Genomic DNA, 24,602 nt, shown 5'->3' on the forward strand with positions numbered 1-24,602 from the left:
CATGCGCCGGATTTCATGGATGCTTGCCATGGTCATGTGTGTAACGTTGCTGCTGGCCGGGTGCGGCAAGAAGAGCGCAGACGATGTGGTTAAAGATTTGAGTGACGTGGTGAGCGACCTGAACAGCTACCACGGTACAGCTTTGATGACGCTGCATACCGGCGACACGCCGCAGGAATACAAGGTCGATATTTCCTACCGCAAGCCGTCCTATTACCGCATTGCCATGACGAACGAGAAAAAGGATGTTACACAAATTGTGCTTCGTAATGATGAGGGTGTATTTGTACTGACCCCCAGCCTGAACAAGAGTTTCCGTTTCAAAAGCGACTGGCCAAACAATCAGGGTCAGGTATATTTATATGAAACGCTGGTTCGCAGCATTATCGGTGATGCCTCCCGTCAGCTGGCTACCGATGATAAATCCTATGTGTTTGATGTGGCCGCGAACTACAACAGTCATGCGCTGGTAAGGCAAAAGATTTGGCTATCCAAAAACAACTATGCCCCTACTCAGGTACAGGTATCTGATGCGAATGCCAAGGTGGTTGTCGATCTGAAATTCGATCAATTCGCTTTTGATACGAAGTTTGACAAAGATTCCTTTGATATGGAACGGAATATGGCTTCCGGAAAAACGAGTGCTGGTAGCGAGGGATCGCCATCTTCAGGGGCAGTCGATTCCAGCGGTTTGCCCGATTCTTCCGGTACGTTAGAAGGGACGACTGGCGTGACATCCAGTGGATCTGGACAAGAGCAGGGAACCGTAGGCAACGATGTTCAGCAACCGTCTGGTGAAGCGAAGAGCGACGGAGCTGTCACAGGCGATACGTCCAAGCCGGAAGCAGCAGCTAACGCAGAGGCGCAGCAACAAACACCGAGCACAGCGGATGGTGCAACCGGAACGTCAGCAGGAACGGATGCCGCAGAAGCTGTATTGGGTGAATTCGGCTTGATTGAACCGTCCTACACGCCAGCCGGAGTACAGATTAAGGATACGCCGGAGTTGGAGGATAATGGTACACATGCAGTGATGCTGCGGTATAGCGGAACGTATAACTATACCATTGTGGAGGCGCGTCCAAAAGATCGGGCGGTCGCACTTTCCGCAGGAGAACTGGTTGATATTGGAGGAAGCTTTGCTGTGCTGACAGGAAGCGAACAGCAGACGATGACCTGGATGAATGATGGAATAGAGTTCAGAATCACCAGTGCTGACCTGCCTGTGAGCGAAATGATACAAATTGCCGCTTCTATACAGGATCAATCGGGTAAATAAAATTTTATAGACGGATGCAGACGGTCTAGAGTGTAAAATGCTCTGCTGCCGCCCGTATCCGTCTTTTTATTCATTCGCAGTCTAAGATGTGCATCGCTTGTATATCCTGTTCTATTGTAGATATGGTAGAGGAGGCTGGCAAAGTCCCCCTGCCATTGACAGCCACGTCTCTGAACATTACCATTAACCTTTGGAAGCAAGGAATTTGCTACATTCGAATGGTAAAAGGTTATGTTAGAGGCTAACAATTGAAGAAGGTGACTGGATTTTGCAAGCACAATACAGATCGACCCGGGCCGAAATCAACCTGGATCACCTTGGCGCCAACTATGAAGCCTTTCGCAAGGTATTGCCTGCGGATAAGCTGATACTGGTCTGTGTCAAGGCTAATGCCTACGGGCACGGTGCCGTAGAAATTTCAAAGGAAATGGAACGCCTTGGTGCGGATTATTTGAGCGTCGCTTTTCTGGATGAGGCTCTTGAGCTTCGTCATGCGGGGATTGAACTGCCGATCCTTGTACTCGGCTATACCTCGCCTGAAGCTGTCCAAACAGCTTGGGAGCATGATATCTCATTGACTGTGTTTAGTGAGGAAGTGCTGGAAGGTATCCGCAGATTGGACCGCCAAGGAAGCGAACGCAAGCTGAAGGTGCACATCAAAATAGACAGCGGCATGGGAAGACTCGGTTTGCTGCCTGGAGAAGCGGCTTTGGCTTTTGTCCGGCAGGCTCACGAATTAGAGCAGGTGCTGCTGGAAGGCATGTACACCCATTTTGCCCGCGCGGATGAAGAAGATAAAAGCTATACACTGCTACAATATGATCGGTTTCGGGGCGTGGCGGATGCGCTAAGGGAACAAGGTATTACTATTCCCATTATACATACGGGCAACAGCGCGGCCACCATTGATACCCCTTCCCTTTCCCCCAATATGGTGCGGATTGGCATCAGTATATACGGTTTGTATCCGTCTGATGAGGTTAACCGGCAAGTCATTGAACTGTTGCCTGTATTGTCATTAAAGACGGCGGTGGTTTATACCAAGACGCTTCCTCCTGGATGGGGAGTTAGTTATGGTACCCGGTATGTGACCTCTAGTGAAGAGCGGATCGGCACACTGCCAATCGGTTATGCGGATGGATATTCTCGCATGCTAAGTGGGAAGGTTGAAGTGTTGATACGCGGTCGTCGCGTCCCTGTACTCGGTACGATCTGCATGGACCAGTGTATGGTATCCTTACAATCTTTCGCAGAGGATGCGGAAGAAATCCAAACCGGCGAAGAGGTTGTTCTCATCGGCCAGCAGTCCGGCGAAATCATTGCGGCGGATGAGCTGGCATCCAAGCTTGGTACGATCCACTATGAGGTGATCTGCATGATCGCAGACAGGGTACCGCGTGTTTACATGCGAGATCATGTTCCTGTCGTTCGGGTGAACTCGCTTCTTCCAACCCACTGGAATTAATTTCATAACGCAAATTCGGATAAAAGCAGGAGTTTTCGTAGAACGTCCCGAAATATGTACAAAGGAAAGAAAAGAGCGCTATAACTGTCAAAAGACGCATTAGGCTCCGCTGACACTTGTATTTCGGGGATCAAACGCCTGTACGAAAACGAACTGCGTAGTTTATAATGGAATGCAGCATAGATGATATACGAATATCATATACATTCTCTTATATTCCGTTTGAATAAATTACCGGGAATAACGTTATAATGGTACAATGGCGACAAGGTTTTGGGGGTGGAAGAGAAGTTGGCCAATTTGCAGAACACCAAAAGAATAATGATCAGTTTGCCAGATCATCTCTTGCAGGAAGTGGACGGGATCGTAGCTATGGAAAATTCCAACCGCAGTGAATTTATCAGGCAGGCAATGAAGCTTTATGTAGGTGAACGTAAAAAACGTTACATTCGTGAAGCTATGCAGCGTGGATACATGGAAATGGCTAAAATTAACCTGACCATGGCATCCGAAGCCTTTCACGCGGAGGAAGATGCAAACAGCACCTTGGGCCGTACAGTTAGCGGGGTGTAATCCATATTGATCGTAAAGCGCGGCGACGTTTTTTTTGCAGACCTTTCACCCGTAGTCGGTTCCGAGCAAGGTGGCGTCAGACCTGTGCTGATCATTCAAAATGATATCGGCAACCGGTTTAGCCCTACCGTGATCGTAGCAGCCATCACTGCACAGATTCAGAAGGCAAAGCTGCCTACACACGTGGAAATCGACGCGGCGACGCATGGCTTTGATCGTGATTCTGTTGTTCTTCTGGAGCAAATCCGGACAATCGACAAGCAAAGGCTTACCGACAAAATCACCCATTTGGATGAAGAAACCATGCGCAAAGTGAGCGACTCGCTACAGATCAGTCTCGGTTTGATTGATTTTTAGTATGATGGAACGACGAGTGAAACGGGAAAGGACAGCGCTCTAGCGCTGTCCTTTTGCATGTCCGAAGAACAATACAGGTAGGGCTTGCTTTTACGTCACCTGCTGGCGCTTTGAATCATTTTTTGTGATAATAAAAGACATGATGTATGACAAGAGCTGTGAGGAAGAAGGGATAGGTTTGTCTAACGAGGAAATGAAGACGGAAATTGGGCAGGAGCCGAACGAAGCAGAACGCCAAGAACGGATTGTCAAACAAGTGGCGAGAGAGCTGTCGCTGGCACTCAAGCAAATCCGGACAACGATCAGTTTATTGGATGAAGGAAATACCATTCCTTTTATCGCGCGTTATCGTAAGGAAATGACAGGAGAGCTGGATGAAAATCAGCTGCGTGATATTGAAGATCGTGTGCTGTATTTACGTAATCTGGAGGATCGTAAGGTAGAGGTCATCCGCATTATTGATGAACAGGGCAAGCTGACTGAAGAGCTGCAGGCTGCTATCACTTCTGCGGTTAAGCTTCAGGAAGTGGAGGATCTGTACCGTCCATATCGGCAAAAGCGCAAGACTCGCGCCAGTGTGGCAAAGGAACGGGGGTTGGAGCCGCTGTCCATCTGGATTTGGGGTCAGCCGAAGCAGGGTGATGCTTTGAAAGAAGCTGAATCCTATGTGAATGCTGAGCTGGGAGTCGAAACCCCTGAGTCTGCCATCCAAGGAGCCATGGATATTTTGGCCGAAAATATAGCTGATGATGCGGCTATTCGCCAATGGGTGCGCCGATATACACTGGATCATGGAATGTTGACCTCTGAAGCAAAGGACACCGAGCAAGAGTCTGTGTATGAAAATTACTACAGCTATCGTGAGCTGGCTAAGAAAATGCCACCTCACCGTATTCTGGCGATTAATCGCGGGGAGCGGGAAGGTATTCTTAAGGTTGGTTTGGAGGTAGCGCCAGATTCCATTTACACTTATGTGGCAGGTCAAGTGATTAAAGGATCGTCTGTGGTGGAAGACCTGCTGCGCAGTGTCATTGAGGATGCATACAAAAGGCTTATCGCGCCATCTATCGAACGTGAAGTGCGTGCTGAAATGACAGAGAAGGGCGAGCAGCAGGCCATCTCTATCTTTGCAGGCAATTTGCGCAGCCTGTTGCTACAGGCTCCGATTAAGGGGCGTCGTGTGCTTGGAGTCGATCCAGCCTATCGGACAGGCTGTAAGCTGGCTGTTGTCGATGACACAGGCAAGCTGCTGGAAGTGGCTGTGACGTATCCGACACCGCCAAACAACAAGAAACGTGAGGCTGCAGAAACGTTCAAGCAGCTGATTGCCAAATACGATATCGAGTTGATTGTCATTGGTAACGGAACTGCATCACGTGAGACAGAGCAATTCGTAGCCGAAGTTATCGCGGATATTGGTGACAGCAGCCTCGCGTATCTGATCGTCAATGAGGCAGGTGCGAGCGTATACTCTGCCTCCAAGCTGGCACAGGAAGAATTCCCTGATTTGGACGTAGCTGAGCGAAGTGCGGCGTCTATTGCGCGTCGTGTGCAGGACCCGCTGGCTGAGCTTGTCAAAATTGAGCCGAAAGCCATTGGTGTAGGCCAATACCAGCATGATGTGTCGCAGAAACATCTGGATGAAAGTTTGAAGGACGTTGTAGAATCGGCTGTTAACCACGTTGGTGTGGATGTGAACACAGCTTCCTCGGCGCTGCTGTCCTACGTAGCAGGGATCAACGCGACCATTGCTAAAAACATCGTTAAGTACCGTGAGGAAAACGGGAAATTCAGCAACCGTCGTCAGTTGCAGAAGGTGCCGCGTCTTGGTGCAAAAACCTACGAGCAATCCATTGGTTTTATCCGTATACCAGGTGGCGAAAATCCACTGGATCGCACGCCGATCCACCCTGAATCGTATGCTGTCGTAGACCGCCTGCTGGCGGAACTGGGCATCAGTGCCCATGATCTGGGTTCGAAAGCTGCGACAGAAGCGCTGAATGTGTCTAATATTGAGCAGTTGGCAGCGAAGCTGGAAGTTGGTGTGCCAACATTGCGGGATATTTTGGACAGCCTCCAGCGGCCGGGGCGTGACCCGCGTGACGAGCTGCCATTGCCTGTATTCCGCAAGGACGTGTTGAAGATCGAGGATCTGGCACCGGGTATGGAACTTCAAGGAACTGTCCGCAATGTCATTGATTTTGGTGCGTTTGTTGATATCGGTATTAAAAGTGACGGTCTGGTTCATATTTCACAGCTGCGCAGTGGTTTTGTTAAGCATCCGATGGATGTTGTATCTGTTGGTGATAACGTAACGGTGTGGGTGTTGAATGTTGATTTGAAAAAAGGCAGGGTAGGTCTGACCATGAAACCTCCCGCAGATGCGCAGTCACAGGCATAGTGCTATAAATAAAGCTATATGACATTTTGTGAGGGTATAAAAAAAGCCGGAATCTCCGAATCATATCGGAGACTCCGGTTTTCCATTTCTGGATGTTTCTGATTCTATCCGTTGTTGGCATCAAATTCTATACCAGGTGCTTTATGATAAAAAAACCAACAATCATTCAACAGTCTAATTTGGCGTCGGTCCTTCTTGTAAAAGGCCCGCATGAGCTGGTTACTAAGCCATTGAGGCAAGCCGATCTCCTCCTCTGCGTTACATCTGTATGTTTAGCATATGGGGTGGATACCTAAAGTGTGCTTAATGAACCAGGGTTAGACTTCGGCCGTTATTTTATAATATGCTTGTCAGTATGGAGCAAAGGAGGGAAACCATAAAGATGGAGTCCGAGTCTCTGAGCAATTCAATGAACCCTTCCATGAGTAATAAAGAACTTCAAGAATGGGTAGAGCGCATCTCGCTGGAGAGCTTTGGCGTGCCGTTTCAGCATCAAGCCACCTTTAACTCGCGCCTGTCTTCTACAGGCGGTCGATATTTTATGAAAAGTCATCATATTGAAATTAATCCACATCAACTCGCCGCTTATGGACGCTCTGAAGTGGAAAAAATAATAAAGCATGAGCTGTGCCATTATCATCTACATCTGCGCGGAATGGGCTATCAGCATCGTGATGCTGATTTCAAAGCATGGCTGGCCCGTGTAGGAGGGAGCAGGCATTGTCAGACTCTGCCGGGAAGAGTGGGAAGAAAACCTCAGCCTTATCGTTACAAGCTGGTGTGTGTTTCCTGTCAACAGGAGTATATGCGCAAGCGTAAAATGAACCCACAGCGATATCGCTGTGGAAAATGTGGAGGTAAACTTCGCTTGTTGACACTTGACGTAACCCCCTGATTCATGGTAAATTAACCATACTGTATGATAATTTACAGTAATGTTCCCTGATAGCTCAGTTGGTAGAGCACTCGACTGTTAATCGAGTTGTCACAGGTTCGAGTCCTGTTCGGGGAGCCATGGAGAGATACCCAAGTGGCTATAAGGGGACCCTCTGCTAAGGGGTTAGACTGCGTAAGTGGTGCGAGGGTTCGAATCCCTCTCTCTCCGTTGGTATTTTAAGTAGAATAAGGACGCTCGTATGCATGGTAACAATGCATGCGAGCGTCTTTTTCGTTTAGATCTGCTTTTGTTTAAATCTGTTTTTTAAGTAACGTAGCAGCCAATCCCTTCTATTTCACAGTGTCAGCCTTGACGGTTTTGAGTAAGTTCAACAGAGCATGAGCAACGCCATCTTCCACATTGGTCAGGGTAACGTCGGAGCAGACTGCCTTTATATCGTCTTTTGCATTGCCCATGGCGATACCTCTCCCAGCCATCGTCAGCATGGAAATATCGTTATAGCTGTCTCCGATCGCTACCGCTTCCTGCATGGGGATGCTCAGATGATTCGCGAGATAGCGCAATGCATTACCCTTAGACGCATCCTTATGCTCGACTTCAAAGTTACGATCTGAGGAAATGACCATGTTCAGACCTTGAAAATCTCGGTAACGTTCACGCCCCCATTCCAATTTGGCTTGATCAAAGGAGAAACAGAGCACATTATATATCTCTACATCCAGTGGAATCTGCTCATATGAAGCGATGCGGGTATGCCCGGTCTGTTCATATTGCTTTTCAGCTGCATGTAATAAAGTATCCAGTGAAATATCTGGATTGGCGCTCAGCAAGCGGTCCATTTCAACAGCAAGTAGCTGATGTCCCTTCTGTGGAGAATAAATGGCCCGGTCTGTCATGACCTCATAGTAGAAGTCGTTACCCTCGAGCCAGCTCAGCACTTCAAATGTTTCGCTCCGGCCCATAGGAGTAGAGGTTAACTGGCGACGATGCGCATCGTGTACAGTGGCGCCGTTTGCTCCAATGACAGGAGTAACCAGCTCTGCTTCCTCTAACTTTGTCCAGGCATCATAAGCGGCTCTGCCAGTGGCAATTGTCACTTGAACACCTTGCTGCTGTGCCTTGCGGATTGCCTCTGCATTTGCTTTGCTTATTTTTCCTTCCTCGTTCAGTAGCGTTCCATCCATATCAATCGCAAACAGTTTCATTTCTCTCCAGCTCCTGTCTTTTGATCTCTCTGTTATACAAATATTGCGTCTAGTTAGAGCGATTGGCTTCAAATTTATGAGGGGACAATAATTTCGATATCATGGTGTTGCAAAATTTCCAGCATCGCTGATTCTGGCAGGCGATCGGTGATCACGATATTAACCTCAGACAAATCAGCAAAACGATACGGGAAATTGATTCCGAATTTCGAATGGTCCGCAAGGATGATCACCTGATCCGCCTGTTTCATCATCTGATGCTTCAGCATACCGTCTTCTTCATGAATCAGGCTTAGTCCGTGAGCTGATATACCACCAATCCCGATAAAAGCTTTGTCTACAAAATAGTGAGACAAAGTGGCGATTACGGACGAGCCGTATACATATCGGTGTTCTTTTTGCAGGCGGCCTCCTAACAGATGAATGGAGACACCGTCTTTTCCAGATAGTACGTCAGCCTGATTAATTGAATTGGTGATAACCGAACATTCCTGCACATTCAGTCTTTCTGCACACGCCTGTACGGTGGTCGAGGAATCTAATATAATACGATCCCTATTTCGTACCATGCTGGCAGCCAGTTGTCCGATCACTTGTTTTTCCTCTGATACAGTAAGTAGTCTTTCGTTATAATTTCCAATTGGATCGTGATGCAGTTTAGGGAGTAGGGCGCCGCCGCGGGTGCGAATAATTTTTTGATGCTCTTCAAGTTTTACCAGGTCTCGACGGGCCGTATCCCGTGAAACATTAAAAATTTCACAAATATCATCCACCGAAATACGCTTGTGAAGCTGTAAGTAATCAACGATTTTTAACATTCGTTCTTCCTGATACATAGAAAGCTCCTCTGATATATAATCATTTCGGTATCTCGTAAGTGATTATAAGTAAATGTAAGTGATATTGCAATCATTTATCATGATTTTTCAGGGGTTAGATGATTATAGATAAGTTAATGTAAGTGAACATGCATTTTATAATTATATAAAATAGCTTTTTTAAAATTTTTAAAAATAAGTATTGCCATTTACTATTCTATTTGATATACTCTTTCTTGTCGCCAAGTTGGTGTACATTAATAGGGCCCGTTGGTCAAGGGGTTAAGACACCTCCCTTTCACGGAGGTAACAGGGGTTCGAATCCCCTACGGGTCATTGTTGTCTTTATAGACTACATGTTGCATGCTTAAGGGGAATTCCTGAGGTCTGGTCTAATGGCGGACAGCTTGGATGAATAGCATGAGCCATTAGCTCAGTTGGTAGAGCACCTGACTTTTAATCAGGGTGTCGAAGGTTCGAGTCCTTCATGGCTCACCATTTATATTTTGTTATGCGGTCGTGGTGGAATGGCAGACACGCTATCTTGAGGGGGTAGTGAGCGTACGCTCGTGGAGGTTCGAGTCCTCTCGACCGCATCAATGGAATAAACGGAAAAGTCTCTCGCGTTAGAGGCTTTTTTTATTTGTGCATTGATGCAATTAAACAATGATTATGATGAAATAATGATTCCATAGTATAATATGACGCCATAATGTTATAGAATAATAAATATATAAACTTATGAAGTGACGGTGAAAAATATGGACACTCAACTGTTAGGAAATATATCAGAAAATATTTTGGGCTTGTTTCCGATTGTGAAGAAGAAATTTTTCACCTACGGTCCGCTTGATTTTCCGTTGCATTTGTCGCCTAATAACTTTCAGGTGCTCATGCTTCTGCGTGAAGTGCGTTCGTCTACAGTATCCGATTTGTCCAAACAACTTAATGTCTCACGCCCAAATATGACTCCTCTTCTGGATAAGCTGGTGGAGCATGGATTGGCTGACCGCCAATCGTGTGACTCGGATCGTAGAGTCGTGAACGTAGCCATTACAGAAGAAGGCGACGCTTTTTGTGAACAGGTATTTCATACCTTCTCTAATAAAATTCAAGAGAGACTGGTGTATCTGCCGGAAGAAGAATTATTGCACTTGAGTGAAACGTTGAACGAATTGAAGCAGATTTTACTTAAAATCGACAACTCTGCTACGTGATTGATTGGCGTAAGCGAACTGACTTAAAGACCGCCCTTTCTTCGGAAAACAGGCGGTTTTTGTTGCATATTGTGGTATAATGAAAACCAACATACATAATTCGGTAATTTTAGCATACGTGATCTTTGAAATGGGAACAGGGTACATGATATCGTTATTTGGAGAGCCTGCTAGGGAGGAAGGAACTTCTATGCAATCTATTTACCAACGCATTGAGGAGCTCATTAAGGAACGAGGTATGACGAAAAAGGCGTTTTGCCAGCAGTTGGGCATTAGTACAGGAAACTTTGGAGATTGGAAAAGAGGAAAAACGACACCGGGCACGAATAAACTCATTGAAATCGCTTCGTTTTTTAATGCTAGTCTGGATTGGATTATGCTGGGTCGAGATGTGCAGAGTAAAGTACTAAAGGAGTCGCAGGACCCTTATTTTTTTGGAGCTTCAGGGCAACTGAATTGCCAGGGGGAATCGCTAAGTGAGGCGGAAAGAGATTTTATACTTGAGTATATTGAATTTACCCGCTTTCGTAAAGAGAAAAACCAGCATAATTCAACTACTGATTAATGTTTGCTGTGAGGTTTGATAAGGATATTCTAATGTGTGCAATTGAAAAATAATTAGAAAAAAGCTACAGTGTCGGAGGGGAAACGTTTTGGGAGATCAAACTATTTATCAGCGGATTGAAGCTTTAATTAAGGATCGGGGAATGACCAAGAAGGCATTTTGTGAAAAGCTTAAAATCAGCTCAGGGAATCTCGGTGATTGGAGAAGAGGAAAAACAACGCCAGGTACCGCCCATTTGATTCAGATTTCGGACTTTTTTAATGTATCGCTCGACTGGTTGATGAAAGGAATTAAGCCGGGGGAAGGCGTGCTTCAGGAGCAGAAGGCTGCTTATTTTTTTGGGGTGATGGGGCCATTGAATTGCCAGGCTGAAGATCTTGAGACAGAAGAACAGAACTTTATTTTAGAATATGTTGAATTTGCGAAATACCGTAAGCAAAAAAGGGAGAAGGACAAAGCGAAACTTGAATAATCTATGGCTAAACGCCTGGGTGGATAACCCGTAAAACGGACTAAGGGGTTCGGTTTACGGGTTTATTTGATTTCCTGATAATATGGCGGCGCGTCGGATGCTGGATGCTTGTTGGGTTTAGTGTGGTGTCGCCTCCTTATAATCGTTATCGTCGATATTCAGAATTGCAGCAACTTGTTTTCTGTACCTTTGTGCTTTACGGGTGCCGTGAATCAGATTGGACAAGCGTGAAGGCGGGATATTGTGTGTCTCGCAAAATGTTTTCTGATCCAGTCGAAGCTCGACAAGCCTTTGTTTGATGGCCCACCCGAAGGAGGTGACAGGCATTTTGTTGTTCAAGAGAAATCGCCCCTTACGGATTCTTGCAGAATAATTGGTGTGATATAATAATCATCAGTAAACATGTTAGAATTAACCATCTAAAACTATGATACACTTTTATACGTGTTTATACAATCTTAAATGCGTTATTTTATTAAAATAATTACTTAATTAAGTGCAAAAAGTGAAAATAATCCGACTATAGTCTGTGAGTGGTATGAATTTGGATACATGAATTAAAAATACTCTGCCGCTTGAGAAAAGGGCAGAGTATTTTTATTGTGACTGCTAGACTGGTAAAACGACGCATCAGAGGGAGGCTGGAAGGCGTTTGAATAGGATGGAGGAGGAAAAGGGCCTGGATGCATTCAATTGGCTACTATGGCTCATATAGGGTGGCTGAGTGATGTAGGAACTGGTCTGATGGCTATGGAAAAGGTGAGGCTGAAATAAGCTTGGCGTAGGTTCGTTAAATTTCTTCCAGGTGGTGAGCAACTCGCTGGTCATGTGATCGATAAGAGGATTCTTTTCCTCGTAAGGAGGATTGAGCAGTCTGAAGGCATCTTCGATACAGAAGGATACCGCTGTGGCAAAATAGCCGTGAATGGTCTGTTCTATATCGGTTCCGAGAAGGAAGTTAATCCAAGTGTGGACAGTAGCGAGTGTGCCAATTGCATTGTATTGAGTGAGTGTGTCTTCCAGTTGGTCAAATGCAAGCCAAGGATAAAGAGCCTTGGTGAGCTTGAGCAGACGCTGGCCAGAAAGTCGCGATTTTTTCACATACTGCGAGGAAGGATGTTGGGTGTACAGCATTTTATCAATAAGGGCGATCCGCCAACCGTCATTCTGCTGGATGGCTGCATACAGACTTTTGATGGCCATGCCGTCAAGGGTTGTAATTTGAGGATACCAATCGTCTCGCATAAAATGTTTCAGATCCTGTAGACTGTTCAAGTTTCCGTTACGGAAACGTTCATCCAGTCCGTAGAAACGGGTAAAACCACCAATGGGTAGGGAAGGGTCCAACAACAATGCGTAGTTTAGCAATCGGTTACCTTTATGCAGGATGGTTCGCCTCCTTGAGGTGAATATTTGTGTCAGTTTATTTGACTCTAATCTTATTTATATAATAATAGTTCAATTATTTATGTAATATATATTTACACTTTGAGCTCTTTCATGTCAAATTAAATAATTTTATTGCTTATATATGTTATATAAAGTTACACTAAAATAATTATAATATTATTGTTTACAAATTGTTGCTGAGAGAGTATAATAAATCCGTTGCCTCAATACATTATGACATGCGGTCGTGGTGGAATGGCAGACACGCTATCTTGAGGGGGTAGTGGGCGTACGCCCGTGGAGGTTCGAGTCCTCTCGACCGCATTATGTGTAATACCCAGTTGAAAAAGCATCCTGACACGTTTTACGTGAAGGGGTGCTTTTTTCGTTAAATATTTTTCGTTATATCATTCTGTTACAGAAGCGGTCATATGGACAGCGGACCGCTCGTTAACTGTAATGAAGAAAGATGTCAGTTTTTCCGCAAAAGCTTCTCTATATCTCCTATAAGCTTATCTGGAGTGGTTTGCGGCGCATAACGCTTAAATACGTTACCTTCTCGTGTAATTAAGAATTTAGTGAAATTCCATTTGATCGCTTTGGAGCCTAATACTCCCGGAGCAGTGTGGGTCAGGTAGCGAAATAGAGGATGTGCCTGATCACCGTTGACATCTGTCTTGGCGAACATGGGGAAGGTCACACCGTAATTGATTTGGCAAAACTCAGAGATCTCCTCGCTGGAGCCCGGCTCTTGTTTGGCGAACTGGTTGCTGGGAAATCCCAAAATTTCGAGCCCCTGTTCATGATACTGGTCATATAGCTCTTGTAGCGCCTTGTACTGGGGGGTTAACCCACATTTGCTGGCAGTATTCACGATAAGAAGAACTTTCCCTTCGTAGGTGGATAATGGAATTTGTGCCCCTTGTAGGGTCTGTGCATCATATTTATATACGCTCATGATATCCCTCCTTATTCAATATTCTGCAATTAAATTGTAAACAACTCAACAAGGGGTTGCAAGTCCGGAAGAGTATACGGGCATTGGACCATTGTAAAATCGTCTTTTGTTCAAAACGGTAAATCGCACTTCAAATGGAGCTAATTGAGGTGTTTCTTCTCATAAAAACGGGTTCAATCGGTAATTATCTGGCACGTATAGCGTATTTTCTTTCCTTTTTGCAAATAAGAAGTAACTAAGCCATACCCTACGCCAATATTGACATGCCTTTCATTTTCAAAAAGGGGTGAAATACAGAGTTTTAAAGAGATACGAGAAGCATAGCTGCCTTGTAAGCGTTATTCTTAATCTCCTATGCTCTAAAGGGTGGTTTATAGCCCCGCCGTTGAGCTTTACAGTCTTCCTTGCACGGGTGTATGATTCAAGACGTAATTTCAAATTAACACCAATGAAGCAACAACGAATTGTCTAAAGCGCTGAATTTTGCAGTTGCAAAAGCGGGGGAACCAACGAGTATGTACGGTTTTGCAAGCCGTGTGTGTCTCATGGGGTGAATTTTCCGGCCAAGTGCCGTAAATAGGGCGACTCTCACGTCCGAATCCGACAGCTAACCTCGTAAGCGTACAGGGAGAGGCAACAAACCGCCGTGTGCAACCATGGTTTATTTTATCATGGAATGTATGAAGCCGGAGGAAGCCTTTTTCCTTCGGCTTCTTTTTGTTGTCTTTTTATACCGGGAGAGGAGCTACTGATGGAAGGTCGGTTAATTATTGTCACTGCACCGAATGAAGCGGGCAGAAGTTTTGTGAAATTGCTTATGTTCAAAAAACTGGCGTTTGCAGTTCTCACAAATAGCACTCAGGAGGAACGACAGCTCAAAAAAATGGGTGTGGAGCACATTGTGCGCATCAATACGATGCAAGCGGGAAAATGGAATTTTCCTAGTAAAGAAATTGGGAGTGTGTATTTGTTCGAAAACAGCTTGAATCTGACTTGCCGTTTCCTGCAAATATGTCGGCCACTAACATCAGAATTGATCTATGTTATTACGCACGGCTGTAATCCACAAGGAATTTATCGGGGATTGGGAGCGGACCATGTGATCTACACATTGAACGGAGAGGTGGGTTTCCTGCTGAACGGATAAGCACTTATAACATAGCTGGTTTATGATTTTATGATGGAATCAAAAGGACAATCTGAGGAGCGATACGGAGGATAGGAACATGATGGATTTATACATGCTGCTCGTAATGGCTGTGAGTTATGGAGTGATATTACTGTTTATACGCTGGTGTGATGCGCAGACCTCAAAAGGAGGGCGAAGAGGATGATCGTTGTGCTAGGGCTCACGGTTATTGTGTTCGTGTATTTAATCTATGCACTCCTGAATCCTGAAAAGTTCTAGTCAACTATAGGATCGAGCAGGCGGGAACAGCAGATCAAGAATGAAGCATCAGAGGTGTAGATTTTCGCAAACGTGTGCACTCAATGGATGTTCTGAATCAGGTCTGTTGTTCCAAATGCAGGAGCATTATAAGGAGGAATAGAGGATGGAGCTACTGCAAATTGGAGTTGTGATCGTCATATTGCTGCTCTTGGTAAAGCCGGTGGGCACCTATATGTATCACGTATTCTCGAATGAACCGAATCGGACGGATCGGATTTTTGGTGAAACGGAAAAGCCGATTTATAAGGTTGTAGGCTTGAAGAAACAGGACAGCATGCGTTGGACCACGTATGCTATGAGTTTCATTGCAACCAATGTGGTGCTTGTGGGGATCAGCTACCTGCTATTGCGCTTGCAGGCTATACTCCCAGGCAATCCGGTTGGAAACAGTAATATGGAAGCATCATTGGCCTTTAATACGGTAATCAGCTTTATGACCAATACGAATCTCCAACATTATAGCGGAGAAAGCGGGCTTACGTATCTGACACAGATGGCGTTCGTCACGATGATGATGTTTACTTCGGCTGCTTCGGGGTTTTCGGTTGCTGCGGCTTTTATGAGGGGATTGACGCGGCGCGGTGAAGGACTGGGTAATTTTTTTCAAGATTTTATTAAAGCCAACATACGGATTTTTCTGCCGCTTGCCTTTGTACTTACGCTGGTGCTGGTGGGACTAAAAGTACCACAGACGCTACAGTCCACGGCGGATATTACGACTTTAAGCGGTACACAGCAGCAGATTGCTATGGGACCTATTGCCTCATTGGAATCCATCAAGCATTTGGGCACGAACGGGGGCGGTTTTGCGGGAGCTAATTCTGCTCATCCTTTTGAGAATCCAAGTCCTTGGACGAACGTACTGGAAATTTTAGCAATGTGGGTAATGCCGGCTTCGCTGCCGTATACTTTTGGATTGTTTGCCCGTAATCGCAAGCAGGGCTGGATTATTTTTAGCTCGATGATGGTCTTGTTCCTTATTTTTCTATCCATAACGTATGTGTCGGAGAAGACAGGTAATCCGTTAATCCAGGCACTGGGTATGGATGCATCTCAGGGAAGCATGGAAGGGAAAGAGGTTCGTTTCGGCATTGGACAATCGGCACTATTCACTGCGGTTACAACAGCGGCAACGACAGGTTCGGTCAATAATATGCATGATACACTGACCCCGCTAGGTGGTATGGCTGCTTTGGGAGAAATGATGCTAAACGTCATTTTTGGCGGCAAGGGCGTCGGGTTGATGAATATGCTGATGTATGCGATTCTTGGGGTATTTATATGCGGTTTGATGGTCGGAAGAACCCCGGAATTTATGGGTAGGAAAATTGAAGGCAAGGAAATGAAGCTGATTGCGATTGCCATTTTGGTACATCCGTTTCTTATTCTAGCTCCAACTGCGCTTGCGTTTATGAGTCATTGGGGATACGATGCGGTCTCTAACCCCGGATATCACGGGTTGACTCAGGTTCTCTATGAATATGCATCATCTGCGGCAAATAACGGTTCGGGATTTGAAGGTATTGCAGATAACAACGTGTTTTGGAACGTAACGACCGGAGCAGTTATGTTCTTTGGACGATATGTATCCATGATTGCATTGCTGGCTGTAGCGGCTTCATTGAATGCCAAAGCACCGACCCCGGTAACGACGGGTACACTGCGCACGGACAACAAGCTGTTTGGAGCCATCCTCATCGGGGTTGTTCTGTTGATTGGTGCGTTAACCTTTTTACCAGTGATCGTATTAGGACCTGTAGCTGAATTTTTGACCATGTAATGAAAAATGAGCATGAAGAAGAAAATGAGAATGGATGAACGGGGTGCTTGATCATGAAGGAAGAACGCAAACGCATGCTGGATAGAAGCATCTTGAAGCAGGCGATCAAGGATAGCTTTATCAAATTAAATCCAATGATCATGATGAAAAATCCTGTCATGTTCGTCGTAGAGATCGGTACATTGGTTGTGTTGCTCATGCTGCTGCTTCCCGGTTATTTTGGAGTCGGCAAGGAAATGGGCTTTAACTTGGCTGTATTTATTATTCTGTTGTTCACGCTGCTTTTTGCTAACTTTGCCGAAGCGCTCGCGGAGGGACGGGGGAAGGCACAAGCTGCTTCCTTGAAAAAATCCAAGCAGGACTCGCAAGCTAATAAGCTTGTCGGAAATGAGATTCAGGTAGTCAGCTCCACAGCATTGCGTAAAGGTGACGTGGTAATCGTCTCTCAGGGCGAAATGATTCCAAGTGATGGTGAGGTCATTGAAGGCCTGGCTTCGGTGGATGAATCTGCGATTACGGGAGAATCAGCTCCGGTCATTAAGGAATCGGGCGGTGATTTTTGCTCGGTAACTGGCGGGACGCGGGTGGTCAGTGACCGCATTAAGGTGCGAATTACGACTGAGCCGGGTGAGACGTTTATTGATAAAATGATTTCGCTCGTGGAAGGTGCACAGCGGCAAAAAACGCCAAATGAAATTGCGCTGAATACATTGCTGATTAGTTTGACGATTATTTTTCTAATTGTGGTGGTGACACTGGCTCCGATAGCCCGTCATTTTAAGATTGATTTGCCTGTTCCCGTGCTGATTTCGTTGCTAGTCTGTCTGATTCCGACCACGATTGGCGGGCTTTTGTCGGCTATTGGGATTGCCGGTATGGACCGGGTTACCCAGTTTAACGTGCTGGCCATGTCAGGCAAGGCGGTAGAAGCATCCGGGGACATCAACACGATGATTCTCGATAAAACGGGTACCATCACCTTCGGAAACCGGATGGCGAGTGAATTCGTGGTGGTAGATGGTGTAGAAAAGGCAGAGTTAGCGAAATGGGCGGCGATGAGTTCACTAAAGGATGAGACACCTGAGGGGCGCTCGGTGCTGGAATTGATGCGCAAGCAGGAGTACACGCTGGATGAATCCTTGGCAGCAGGTGGGACCTTTATCGAGTTCAAGGCAGAAACCCGGATGAGTGGTCTGGATCTCGCCGATGGACGAAGAGTACGCAAAGGCGCCGTGGACTCTGTCCGGCAGTGGATTGTATCGCAAAAAGGCAGTGTTCCGGCCGATCTGGAGGAAAAAGCAAATCAGGTAGCCGCAGAAGGAGGTACACCGTTAGCGGTGGCGCTGGATGATCGGATATACGGCATTATTTATTTGAAGGATACGGTGAAGCCGGGCATGAAGGAGCGCTTCGATCAGCTTCGGGAAATGGGCATCCGCACGATTATGTGTACCGGTGATAATCCGCTGACCGCTGCTACAATTGCACGTGAAGCAGGTGTGGACGATTTTGTAGCAGAAAGCAAGCCTGAGGACAAAATTGCGGTTATCCGCCGTGAGCAGGAGCAGGGCAAGCTGGTTGCCATGACTGGAGATGGTACCAATGATGCGCCTGCGCTGGCCCAGGCAGATGTCGGTCTTGCCATGAATAGCGGTACGGTCGCGGCCAAGGAAGCTGCTAATATGGTGGACCTGGATTCTGATCCGTCCAAAATTATTGAGGTGGTCGCCATCGGTAAGCAGCTGCTTATGACACGCGGGGCATTGACAACGTTCAGTATTGCGAACGATGTTGCTAAATATTTTGCCATCATTCCGGCGATGTTCATGCTGGCTATTCCACAAATGAGTGCACTGAATGTCATGGGACTGGGTTCCCCGCTCTCGGCTATTTTATCGGCGCTTATTTTTAATGCAGTCATTATTCCACTTCTGATTCCGCTGGCAATGAAGGGCGTGAAGTATAAGCCAATGAGCTCGGATCGTTTGTTGGGACGGAATTTACTGATTTATGGCCTGGGCGGTATGGTGGTACCGTTTGTCGGCATTAAGGCCATTGATTTGCTGGTACATTTGTGGATTTAGCGCAGAAAGGGTGAGCGACATGAGTGGTTTTTATCGGATGTTGTCTGGACGCAGGTTTGCTGCACATGAGAAAGCCGGATCTGGCGGACAAGGTCATAACAAGCGTACAGGGACGGAGGCAGTGCCGGAAAATCAACCGGAGAGACGTGAGATGCGAGGAAGCGCGGTTATTGGAGTGGCTTTGCGAACTTCTGTGCTAATGATCCTATTGTGCGGATTGGCATATCCGCTAGTTAGTACAGGAGTGGCGCAAGTCCTGTTTCCGCAGCAAGCAAACGGCAGTATGCTTCGTGACACGGAGGGGCGGGTAATCGGCTCTGAGCTGATTGGGCAGTCCTTTACCAATCCGGCCTTTTTCCAAGGTCGGGTATCAAGTATCGATTACAATGGGGCTGGTTCAGGCTCAAGTAATTACGCACCCTCGAACCCGGCATTGGTGCAGCGGCTTAAGGATTCTATTGCGGATTGGCAGAAGCATAACCCGGATGTACCCGTCAGTCAGGTTCCATTGGACCTGATTACGAACTCCGGCTCCGGTCTAGATCCGCACATCTCGCCACAGGCGGCACAGGCTCAAATTCCGCGTATTAGCAGCTTGACGGGGATTGGTCAGGACCAGCTGAAGGCGCTGGTGCAGGAGCAGACCGAAGGCCGCAGTGCCGGGGTATTCGGCGAGCCGCGTGTGAACGTGCTCAAGCTGAATCTCGCGCTTGAAGCGCTAATGAAGGTTAAGCCAGTTAAGTCATAGATGGACGAAAAAGGTATCCCCTAGCGATAAGTTTGGAGGGATACCTTTTTCTATGGATTAGGGTGCTCTGGGATGGATAGCTGCAAAGGAAGTATTTTATTTCTTATAGGTGATATGAATTTGTTGTTTACTTATTTACTTAGTTTTATATTGTTTGATGAATTTTTGGCTTTCCTTAAGGCTGAAGCGAGTACCAACATGTATATTAATACAATAATACCAATGACTAAGTAAGATAATTTAATATTCATTAAATCGGTGAGAGTACTGCTCAAAATAGGGCCGATCATTAGACCAATCGAGTATGCCGTGTTATAGAGAGCAAAAGTAATTCCATAAGAATGAATTCCACTTCGTTGAGAAATATCAGCAAGTTGAGGTAAGCAGGGAGCAAGAACCATACCCATGCTAACTCCTAAAACAGCTAAAATAACAGCTTGAAGTGATAATATTGCTGGAAGTGCAGTTAGAGGAAGAGCAATGGATACCATAAGTAGACCGAGGAGAATTCCATTTTTATAGCCGATCTTGCTGGAGAATTGACCTATAAAGGGGGTTGCCAGGCCATAAGCAAGTGTGGGAATAGCAAATAACAGTCCGATAACTCCTGGATTAGCGTTAAAATTATGCTGTAGGTGTAACGGTAATGTTGGCTCAAGTACGCTTGGGACGGATGCACCGATAATTACAACCCCGATAACCAAAAGCAAATCTTTATTTTTCATGAACGAAAAAGGAGATAAGTACTTTTCATTTTTCTCTTCCGTAATATCGTGCAGGAGTACTAGTCGAAGTACAGCATCGACGACGGCCAATGCGATGGCAAAGTAAAAAGGGAACTGGTAACTTCCCCATTGATACAACCAACCGCCTATTGTCGGTCCGAGAAGGGTTCCAGCGGCTTGCCCAGACAACGCCAAGCCCATGGCTTTGCCGCGTTCTTCAGATGGGTATAGCTCAGCCAGCAGAGCGAGCCCTGCTGTCCAGGTCATGGCGGCTGCGACCCCTTGAAGAGCACGTGCCAGTACAAGCAGCCAGAAGGTGTGGGCTATGGCGAACATTAAAGTGGAAGCTATGAGTCCAATTAACCCCCATAACAGAGGAGTCTTTCTCCCAATTCGATCCGTTAACAGACCAAAAATAGGAGTAGCTATAAACAGTGCAATTGCATAACTGCTGAATAAAAATCCAATTTCGGTTTGAGTTGCTCCAAGAGAATCTGCGTATCTTGGCAAAATGGGGACGACTAATCCATAGATTAACATGTCAATGAACACAGCTAATCCGACAACCGTTAGAGCAGCTTTTTGTTTATAGTGCGCTCCTTTACTCATTTTCATCATTACATCCTCCTATAAATTTCTTCTGATTTCCTCTTTAATTTGCTTAATAAATTTTAATTGCAGCTCGCATTGATCATAAATATTTTTGAAAATTAACATGACGTTTACAGGGATATCCATAAGTTCAGCTTTTTGCTCCTGGCCTAGTTTCATTTCTTTATAAATTTTTTCAATGGCTTGATGCTGAAAACTTAAAGCTTCTTCTATTTCATGGAGGCCAGCCTCATCCATAAAAGTCAAAGCTGTGTACAGGGCTGTTGGAAACACAACAGAAGTTTCTTTAAATGATTCGATTAAAAGTCGACTAAACTCGCCTTTTCCAGTCTCCGTGATAGCATATATAGCTTTGGACCGATTCCCTGTCTGTTCTAATGTTTCTAAACGTACAATTCCTTCTGAATCCAGTTTTTTTAAGGCATGATATATGGAAGCTGGTTGCACATAAGCCCATTTATCCGTCTGTGCTGATTGCATTTTCTGTTGTATTTCATATCCTGACATTGCTCCATATTGCAGCAAGAGCCCAAGAACCATTACACGTGTTGTACTCATGATGATATCTCCTCCATAACTTTATTGCTAAATGTTTTATACTAAATATTTAGTAAAGGATTATAGTCGGATTATATCATTACAATCCAATGATGTATAGATTTACATTGGAAGGGAGTCGTAAATATACGAAAGAAACGATAGACCTTATGTTAGAAAAATATCCACACTTGCAAAGGGAAGGAGAACTTTTTCATCTCCATGTTGGCGAGAAGATTCAAAGATACGATGCTTATTTGGATAATTTAGTGAATTCTGGGATATCCGAATGTGGGAGCATTCGACAATTGGGGAGTATTCTATTTGTAATGGGTACGGGGATCATGATGAAAAAGAGGTATTCCAATGGCTATTTTGCCTCCTGGAATACCTCTTTTTTTACTGGTTACATCCAAACAGTCTATCAACCTGTAATTGTCTGAATAATAAGCACTACATTCAAGATAATGATGATAGCGGTCACGATCCAGGTTAGTACTTTTTGCCACATTTTATTCGCAAATTCACCCATAATCTTTTTGTCACTGGTAAAGAGCAGTAATGGAATGATGGCAAAAGGAAGCTGGATGGATAAAATAACCTGACTCAGCACAAGCAACTCTTCCGCACCTTTTTCACCTGCAATCGCAGTGACGATGACCGCTGGAATGATCGCGATAAGACGGGTCACCAGACGACGCAACCAAGGTGAGAGACGAAGATTCAAGAAGCCCTCCATCACGATTTGTCCGGCTAAAGTACCTGTCACGGTCGAGTTTTGACCTGAGGCGAGTAACGCCACTCCAAACAGTATGCTCGCAAGTGTGGTTCCCAGCAATGGCGAAAGCAGATAATAGGCATCACTAATCTCTGCTACATCTGTTCTTCCTGCTGTATGGAATACGGCAGCTGCTACGATCAAGATGGCTGCATTAATGAATAGAGCGAACATGAGCGCTATACTGGAATCCCAAGTTGCAAATGTAATAGCTTCCCGTTTACCTGCTGATGTCTGCTCATATTTGCGCGTTTGTACAATAGAAGAATGCAGATACAGGTTATGTGGCATTACGGTAGCTCCCATAATACCGATGGCAATATACAGCATGCTTGGATTCGTCAATATTTGTGAGTCCGGTACAAAGCCACCCAATACGCCGCCCCATTCTGGTTGTGCCAAAATGAGATTAATGCCAAAACAGCCGGCAATCGTGGCCATTAATACAATAACGAGGGTTTCCAATGCCCGGAAACCTTTATTTTGCAGCAGCAAAATGAGCATAACATCAAATGCGGTAATGATGACTCCGTATAGTAACGGGAGACCGAACAGTAGCTTCAGGGCAATGGCTGAACCGATGACCTCGGCCAAATCCATGGCTGCAATGGCAATTTCACATAAAAGCCATAAGCCGATCGCGACAGGGCGACTGTAAGCATCCCGGCACATTTGAGCCAAATCTTTACCTGTAGCAATACCGAGCTTGCCAGATAAGGCTTGCAGCAGAATGGCCATCAGGTTGGAGATTAGAATGACACTAAGTAGTGTGTAGCCGAATTTTGATCCGCCAGCGATGTCTGTAGCCCAGTTGCCAGGGTCCATATAGCCGACAGCAACCATATAGCCTGGTCCAGCAAAGGCAAGAAACTTCCGAAACCAGGTCCCATCTTTCGGGATGCTCAAAGAACGATTCACTTCTGATAGTGAAGCGATTTCCGCGAAGTTGCCCTTTGAATTTTTCATACGCTTCACCTTCTTTGTTCATATTGAAATATATTATTAGTGACATAGCGATTGTGTTATCCCTATTGTACACCCACAATAGTTTTTGTCTAGTGCAACTTTTGTGTGGTCAAGCAAAATCATCGTATTTTTGAAGCAATTGGCCATCTTAATTAAGACTAAACAATGGAAAAAACCAAGCCATATTGCTCTCAAGGGGCAGCTTGGTCGTTTTGGATTTTTAAATGTAGGCGGCCCATCAAGTTAGGGGTTAGGGACTTATAACATATAGTGTAAACACAAAGGAGGTGGAACTAAACGGTAAATAATACGGTAAATAAACGAGTTATCATCCCTTTTTAAATGATTCATTTTGCGTGGCTCGTTTAAAGTACATACGAGAAGGAAATCATGTATTAACATGACGAGGATTCCTGCGGAATGCCAATAAGATGGAAGAAGGAGAGATGAAATCATGGAAGCGTTATACACAGCATCAGCAACGGTACATGGTGGAAGAGACGGTTCAGTGGCTTCTTCAGACGGGGTATTGAAGCATAAGCTGAGCACACCGAAGGAACTGGGTGGCGCAGGTGGGGACGCTACGAATCCGGAGCAACTGTTTGCGGCAGGCTATGGCGCATGCTATGAAAGTGCGTTGGCAAATGTGGCCCGTAAAGCCAAGGTAAAGGTGGACAATGTAGAGGTCACCAGCCACGTATCGATTGGCAAGGACCCAAGCGACGGGGGCTTCCAGTTAGCGGTGCGTCTGGATGTAAAAATACCGGGGATTGAGCGTTCCCAGGCTGAAGATTTGGCACGCCAAGCACATGATTTTTGTCCGTACTCCAAAGCCACTCGCGGTAACATTGATGTTGAACTCAACGTCATTTGACCGCATTTTTAAAAATTTCACACACGGCCGCCGATTGATCGGCGGCTTTTGCACCTAAATCTTGATTCGCTGAGAATGGCATCCATTTGACATCATCGCCAAAATTCATTAAGATGTCATAGGTGATTCTGGTCATCAGGTACGAAACAAATTTGAAAAATACGGGTGATATGATGTCTTACAGACCGAATATTGTTAATTTCACGCTGGCTGGTAGCAACGAAAAAGAAGGGCTTTATGAGTTTAAAATGAGTTTGGCCGATGGAACGGAGTGCCGCGTTTTTTCTCAACGTAATCCGGAGTGGACTTTGACGAATATTAGTCGACTGCTAACGACGCCTTGCCCGGTATGCCATAAGGATTTTATCTGCAAGTGTATGGATCAGTTCCATGATGAGTTTTTAGAGCAAATTAATGCAAAACAGCTGTTTGAGAAAGCATTGAGCTAGTT

Annotated in this window: 25 protein-coding genes, 6 tRNA genes and 1 riboswitch; of the genes, 22 read left to right on the top strand and 9 right to left on the bottom strand. The window is 45.5% G+C overall.

All coding sequences use genetic code 11. From position 1 onward, the window contains the following. The first annotated feature begins 1 nt into the window (after nt 1). The 5 genes from PPM_RS06290 to PPM_RS06310 all read left to right on the top strand — a co-directional run bounded on the left by PPM_RS06290 (nt 2) and on the right by PPM_RS06310 (nt 6,075). Nucleotides 2-1,279 (top strand): outer membrane lipoprotein-sorting protein, encoded by a 1,278-nt coding sequence (locus PPM_RS06290; RefSeq protein ID WP_013369922.1) that lies wholly within the window; start codon nt 2-4, stop codon nt 1,277-1,279. A gap of 268 nt (nt 1,280-1,547) precedes the next feature. Continuing rightward, a complete protein-coding gene (gene alr, locus PPM_RS06295) occupies nt 1,548-2,744 on the top strand; it encodes an alanine racemase (protein WP_013369924.1) in 1,197 nt (398 codons plus the stop codon). A gap of 291 nt (nt 2,745-3,035) precedes the next feature. Next, complete coding sequence (locus PPM_RS06300) at nt 3,036-3,317, top strand: CopG family ribbon-helix-helix protein (RefSeq protein ID WP_007429334.1); 282 nt, start codon at nt 3,036-3,038, stop codon at nt 3,315-3,317. 6 nt (nt 3,318-3,323) lie between these two features. After that, nucleotides 3,324-3,674 carry a type II toxin-antitoxin system PemK/MazF family toxin gene (locus PPM_RS06305; RefSeq protein ID WP_007429335.1) on the top strand — a complete coding sequence of 117 codons (351 nt, stop codon included), beginning with the start codon at nt 3,324-3,326 and terminating at the stop codon, nt 3,672-3,674. A 178-nt stretch (nt 3,675-3,852) separates the two neighbouring features. Continuing rightward, nucleotides 3,853-6,075 (top strand): Tex family protein, encoded by a 2,223-nt coding sequence (locus PPM_RS06310; protein ID WP_187298942.1) that lies wholly within the window; start codon nt 3,853-3,855, stop codon nt 6,073-6,075. Nucleotides 6,076-6,179: 104 nt separating this feature from the next. Here PPM_RS06310 and cmpA read toward each other — a convergent pair whose 3' ends face one another. Beyond that, the gene (cmpA, locus tag PPM_RS29025; RefSeq protein ID WP_013369928.1) at nt 6,180-6,314 is read right to left on the bottom strand and encodes a cortex morphogenetic protein CmpA; all 135 of its coding nucleotides are present in this window, start codon (nt 6,312-6,314) and stop codon (nt 6,180-6,182) included. Nucleotides 6,315-6,457: 143 nt separating this feature from the next. On the opposite strand from cmpA, the gene PPM_RS06315 reads away from it, so the two are divergent. From PPM_RS06315 to PPM_RS06325, 3 genes are all read left to right on the top strand, one after another. After that, nucleotides 6,458-6,970, top strand: a complete 513-nt coding sequence (locus PPM_RS06315) for a SprT family protein (RefSeq protein ID WP_013369929.1) — start codon at nt 6,458-6,460, stop codon at nt 6,968-6,970. Nucleotides 6,971-7,014: 44 nt separating this feature from the next. Beyond that, nucleotides 7,015-7,090, top strand: a tRNA-Asn gene (locus PPM_RS06320). Nucleotide 7,091: 1 nt separating this feature from the next. Then, a tRNA-Ser gene (locus PPM_RS06325) sits at nt 7,092-7,180 on the top strand. 122 nt (nt 7,181-7,302) lie between these two features. Here PPM_RS06325 and PPM_RS06330 read toward each other — a convergent pair. Both PPM_RS06330 and PPM_RS06335 read right to left on the bottom strand, forming a co-directional pair. Continuing rightward, the gene (locus PPM_RS06330; RefSeq protein WP_013369930.1) at nt 7,303-8,178 is read right to left on the bottom strand and encodes a Cof-type HAD-IIB family hydrolase; all 876 of its coding nucleotides are present in this window, start codon (nt 8,176-8,178) and stop codon (nt 7,303-7,305) included. A gap of 74 nt (nt 8,179-8,252) precedes the next feature. Next, nucleotides 8,253-9,014, bottom strand: a complete 762-nt coding sequence (locus PPM_RS06335; RefSeq protein WP_013369931.1) for a DeoR/GlpR family DNA-binding transcription regulator — start codon at nt 9,012-9,014, stop codon at nt 8,253-8,255. Between the two features lie 246 nt (nt 9,015-9,260). Here PPM_RS06335 and PPM_RS06340 point away from each other — a divergent pair. From PPM_RS06340 to PPM_RS06365, 6 genes are all read left to right on the top strand, one after another. Next, nucleotides 9,261-9,332: transfer RNA gene (locus PPM_RS06340), tRNA-Glu, on the top strand. Nucleotides 9,333-9,418: 86 nt separating this feature from the next. Further along, a tRNA-Lys gene (locus PPM_RS06345) sits at nt 9,419-9,494 on the top strand. 15 nt (nt 9,495-9,509) lie between these two features. After that, nucleotides 9,510-9,592 (top strand) — tRNA-Leu (locus PPM_RS06350). Nucleotides 9,593-9,757: 165 nt separating this feature from the next. Beyond that, complete coding sequence (locus PPM_RS06355) at nt 9,758-10,213, top strand: MarR family winged helix-turn-helix transcriptional regulator (protein WP_014599548.1); 456 nt, start codon at nt 9,758-9,760, stop codon at nt 10,211-10,213. A 190-nt stretch (nt 10,214-10,403) separates the two neighbouring features. Beyond that, entirely contained in the window at nt 10,404-10,778 is a 375-nt protein-coding gene (locus tag PPM_RS06360; RefSeq protein ID WP_013369933.1) for a helix-turn-helix domain-containing protein, read from the top strand. An 88-nt stretch (nt 10,779-10,866) separates the two neighbouring features. Next, the gene (locus tag PPM_RS06365; protein ID WP_013369934.1) at nt 10,867-11,250 is read left to right on the top strand and encodes a helix-turn-helix domain-containing protein; all 384 of its coding nucleotides are present in this window, start codon (nt 10,867-10,869) and stop codon (nt 11,248-11,250) included. A 117-nt stretch (nt 11,251-11,367) separates the two neighbouring features. Here PPM_RS06365 and PPM_RS06370 read toward each other — a convergent pair whose 3' ends face one another. Together PPM_RS06370 and PPM_RS06375 are read right to left on the bottom strand one after the other, a co-directional pair. Continuing rightward, nucleotides 11,368-11,589: a Rha family transcriptional regulator gene (locus PPM_RS06370; protein ID WP_013369935.1), complete on the bottom strand. Its 222-nt coding sequence runs from the start codon at nt 11,587-11,589 to the stop codon at nt 11,368-11,370. Between the two features lie 291 nt (nt 11,590-11,880). Further along, nucleotides 11,881-12,618: an urease accessory protein UreF gene (locus PPM_RS06375; RefSeq protein WP_013369936.1), complete on the bottom strand. Its 738-nt coding sequence runs from the start codon at nt 12,616-12,618 to the stop codon at nt 11,881-11,883. 262 nt (nt 12,619-12,880) lie between these two features. On the opposite strand from PPM_RS06375, the gene PPM_RS06380 reads away from it, so the two are divergent. After that, nucleotides 12,881-12,963: transfer RNA gene (locus tag PPM_RS06380), tRNA-Leu, on the top strand. A gap of 148 nt (nt 12,964-13,111) precedes the next feature. Here PPM_RS06380 and PPM_RS06385 read toward each other — a convergent pair. Beyond that, nucleotides 13,112-13,597 carry a glutathione peroxidase gene (locus PPM_RS06385; protein ID WP_013369937.1) on the bottom strand — a complete coding sequence of 162 codons (486 nt, stop codon included), beginning with the start codon at nt 13,595-13,597 and terminating at the stop codon, nt 13,112-13,114. Nucleotides 13,598-14,061: 464 nt separating this feature from the next. Next, a riboswitch (cyclic di-AMP (ydaO/yuaA leader) is annotated at nt 14,062-14,235 on the top strand. 113 nt (nt 14,236-14,348) lie between these two features. Here PPM_RS06385 and PPM_RS06390 point away from each other — a divergent pair. The 5 genes from PPM_RS06390 to kdpC all read left to right on the top strand — a co-directional run bounded on the left by PPM_RS06390 (nt 14,349) and on the right by kdpC (nt 19,659). Further along, complete coding sequence (locus PPM_RS06390; RefSeq protein WP_014599550.1) at nt 14,349-14,744, top strand: hypothetical protein; 396 nt, start codon at nt 14,349-14,351, stop codon at nt 14,742-14,744. Nucleotides 14,745-14,927: 183 nt separating this feature from the next. Beyond that, nucleotides 14,928-15,005: a K(+)-transporting ATPase subunit F gene (gene kdpF / locus PPM_RS30575; RefSeq protein ID WP_080567893.1), complete on the top strand. Its 78-nt coding sequence runs from the start codon at nt 14,928-14,930 to the stop codon at nt 15,003-15,005. Between the two features lie 145 nt (nt 15,006-15,150). Then, on the top strand, nt 15,151-16,827 hold the full coding sequence (gene kdpA / locus PPM_RS06395; RefSeq protein WP_013369939.1) for a potassium-transporting ATPase subunit KdpA: 1,677 nt from the start codon (nt 15,151-15,153) through the stop codon (nt 16,825-16,827). Nucleotides 16,828-16,880: 53 nt separating this feature from the next. Further along, complete coding sequence (gene kdpB, locus PPM_RS06400; RefSeq protein WP_014599551.1) at nt 16,881-18,911, top strand: potassium-transporting ATPase subunit KdpB; 2,031 nt, start codon at nt 16,881-16,883, stop codon at nt 18,909-18,911. Between the two features lie 19 nt (nt 18,912-18,930). Continuing rightward, the gene (gene kdpC, locus PPM_RS06405; protein WP_013369941.1) at nt 18,931-19,659 is read left to right on the top strand and encodes a potassium-transporting ATPase subunit KdpC; all 729 of its coding nucleotides are present in this window, start codon (nt 18,931-18,933) and stop codon (nt 19,657-19,659) included. 131 nt (nt 19,660-19,790) lie between these two features. Here kdpC and PPM_RS06410 read toward each other — a convergent pair whose 3' ends face one another. The 3 genes from PPM_RS06410 to PPM_RS06425 all read right to left on the bottom strand — a co-directional run bounded on the left by PPM_RS06410 (nt 19,791) and on the right by PPM_RS06425 (nt 23,277). After that, entirely contained in the window at nt 19,791-20,999 is a 1,209-nt protein-coding gene (locus PPM_RS06410) for an MFS transporter (protein WP_043885901.1), read from the bottom strand. Between the two features lie 12 nt (nt 21,000-21,011). After that, on the bottom strand, nt 21,012-21,554 hold the full coding sequence (locus PPM_RS06415) for a PadR family transcriptional regulator (RefSeq protein ID WP_013369943.1): 543 nt from the start codon (nt 21,552-21,554) through the stop codon (nt 21,012-21,014). A gap of 403 nt (nt 21,555-21,957) precedes the next feature. Continuing rightward, complete coding sequence (locus PPM_RS06425; RefSeq protein ID WP_013369945.1) at nt 21,958-23,277, bottom strand: Nramp family divalent metal transporter; 1,320 nt, start codon at nt 23,275-23,277, stop codon at nt 21,958-21,960. Between the two features lie 454 nt (nt 23,278-23,731). Here PPM_RS06425 and PPM_RS06430 point away from each other — a divergent pair, with 454 nt between their 5' ends. Continuing rightward, complete coding sequence (locus PPM_RS06430) at nt 23,732-24,151, top strand: organic hydroperoxide resistance protein (protein WP_013369947.1); 420 nt, start codon at nt 23,732-23,734, stop codon at nt 24,149-24,151. A 122-nt stretch (nt 24,152-24,273) separates the two neighbouring features. Continuing rightward, nucleotides 24,274-24,600 (top strand): hypothetical protein, encoded by a 327-nt coding sequence (locus PPM_RS06435; RefSeq protein ID WP_013369949.1) that lies wholly within the window; start codon nt 24,274-24,276, stop codon nt 24,598-24,600. Nucleotides 24,601-24,602 lie beyond the last annotated feature (2 nt).

This window comes from Paenibacillus polymyxa M1 (assembly GCF_000237325.1).
Lineage (GTDB): Bacteria > Bacillota > Bacilli > Paenibacillales > Paenibacillaceae > Paenibacillus > Paenibacillus polymyxa_C.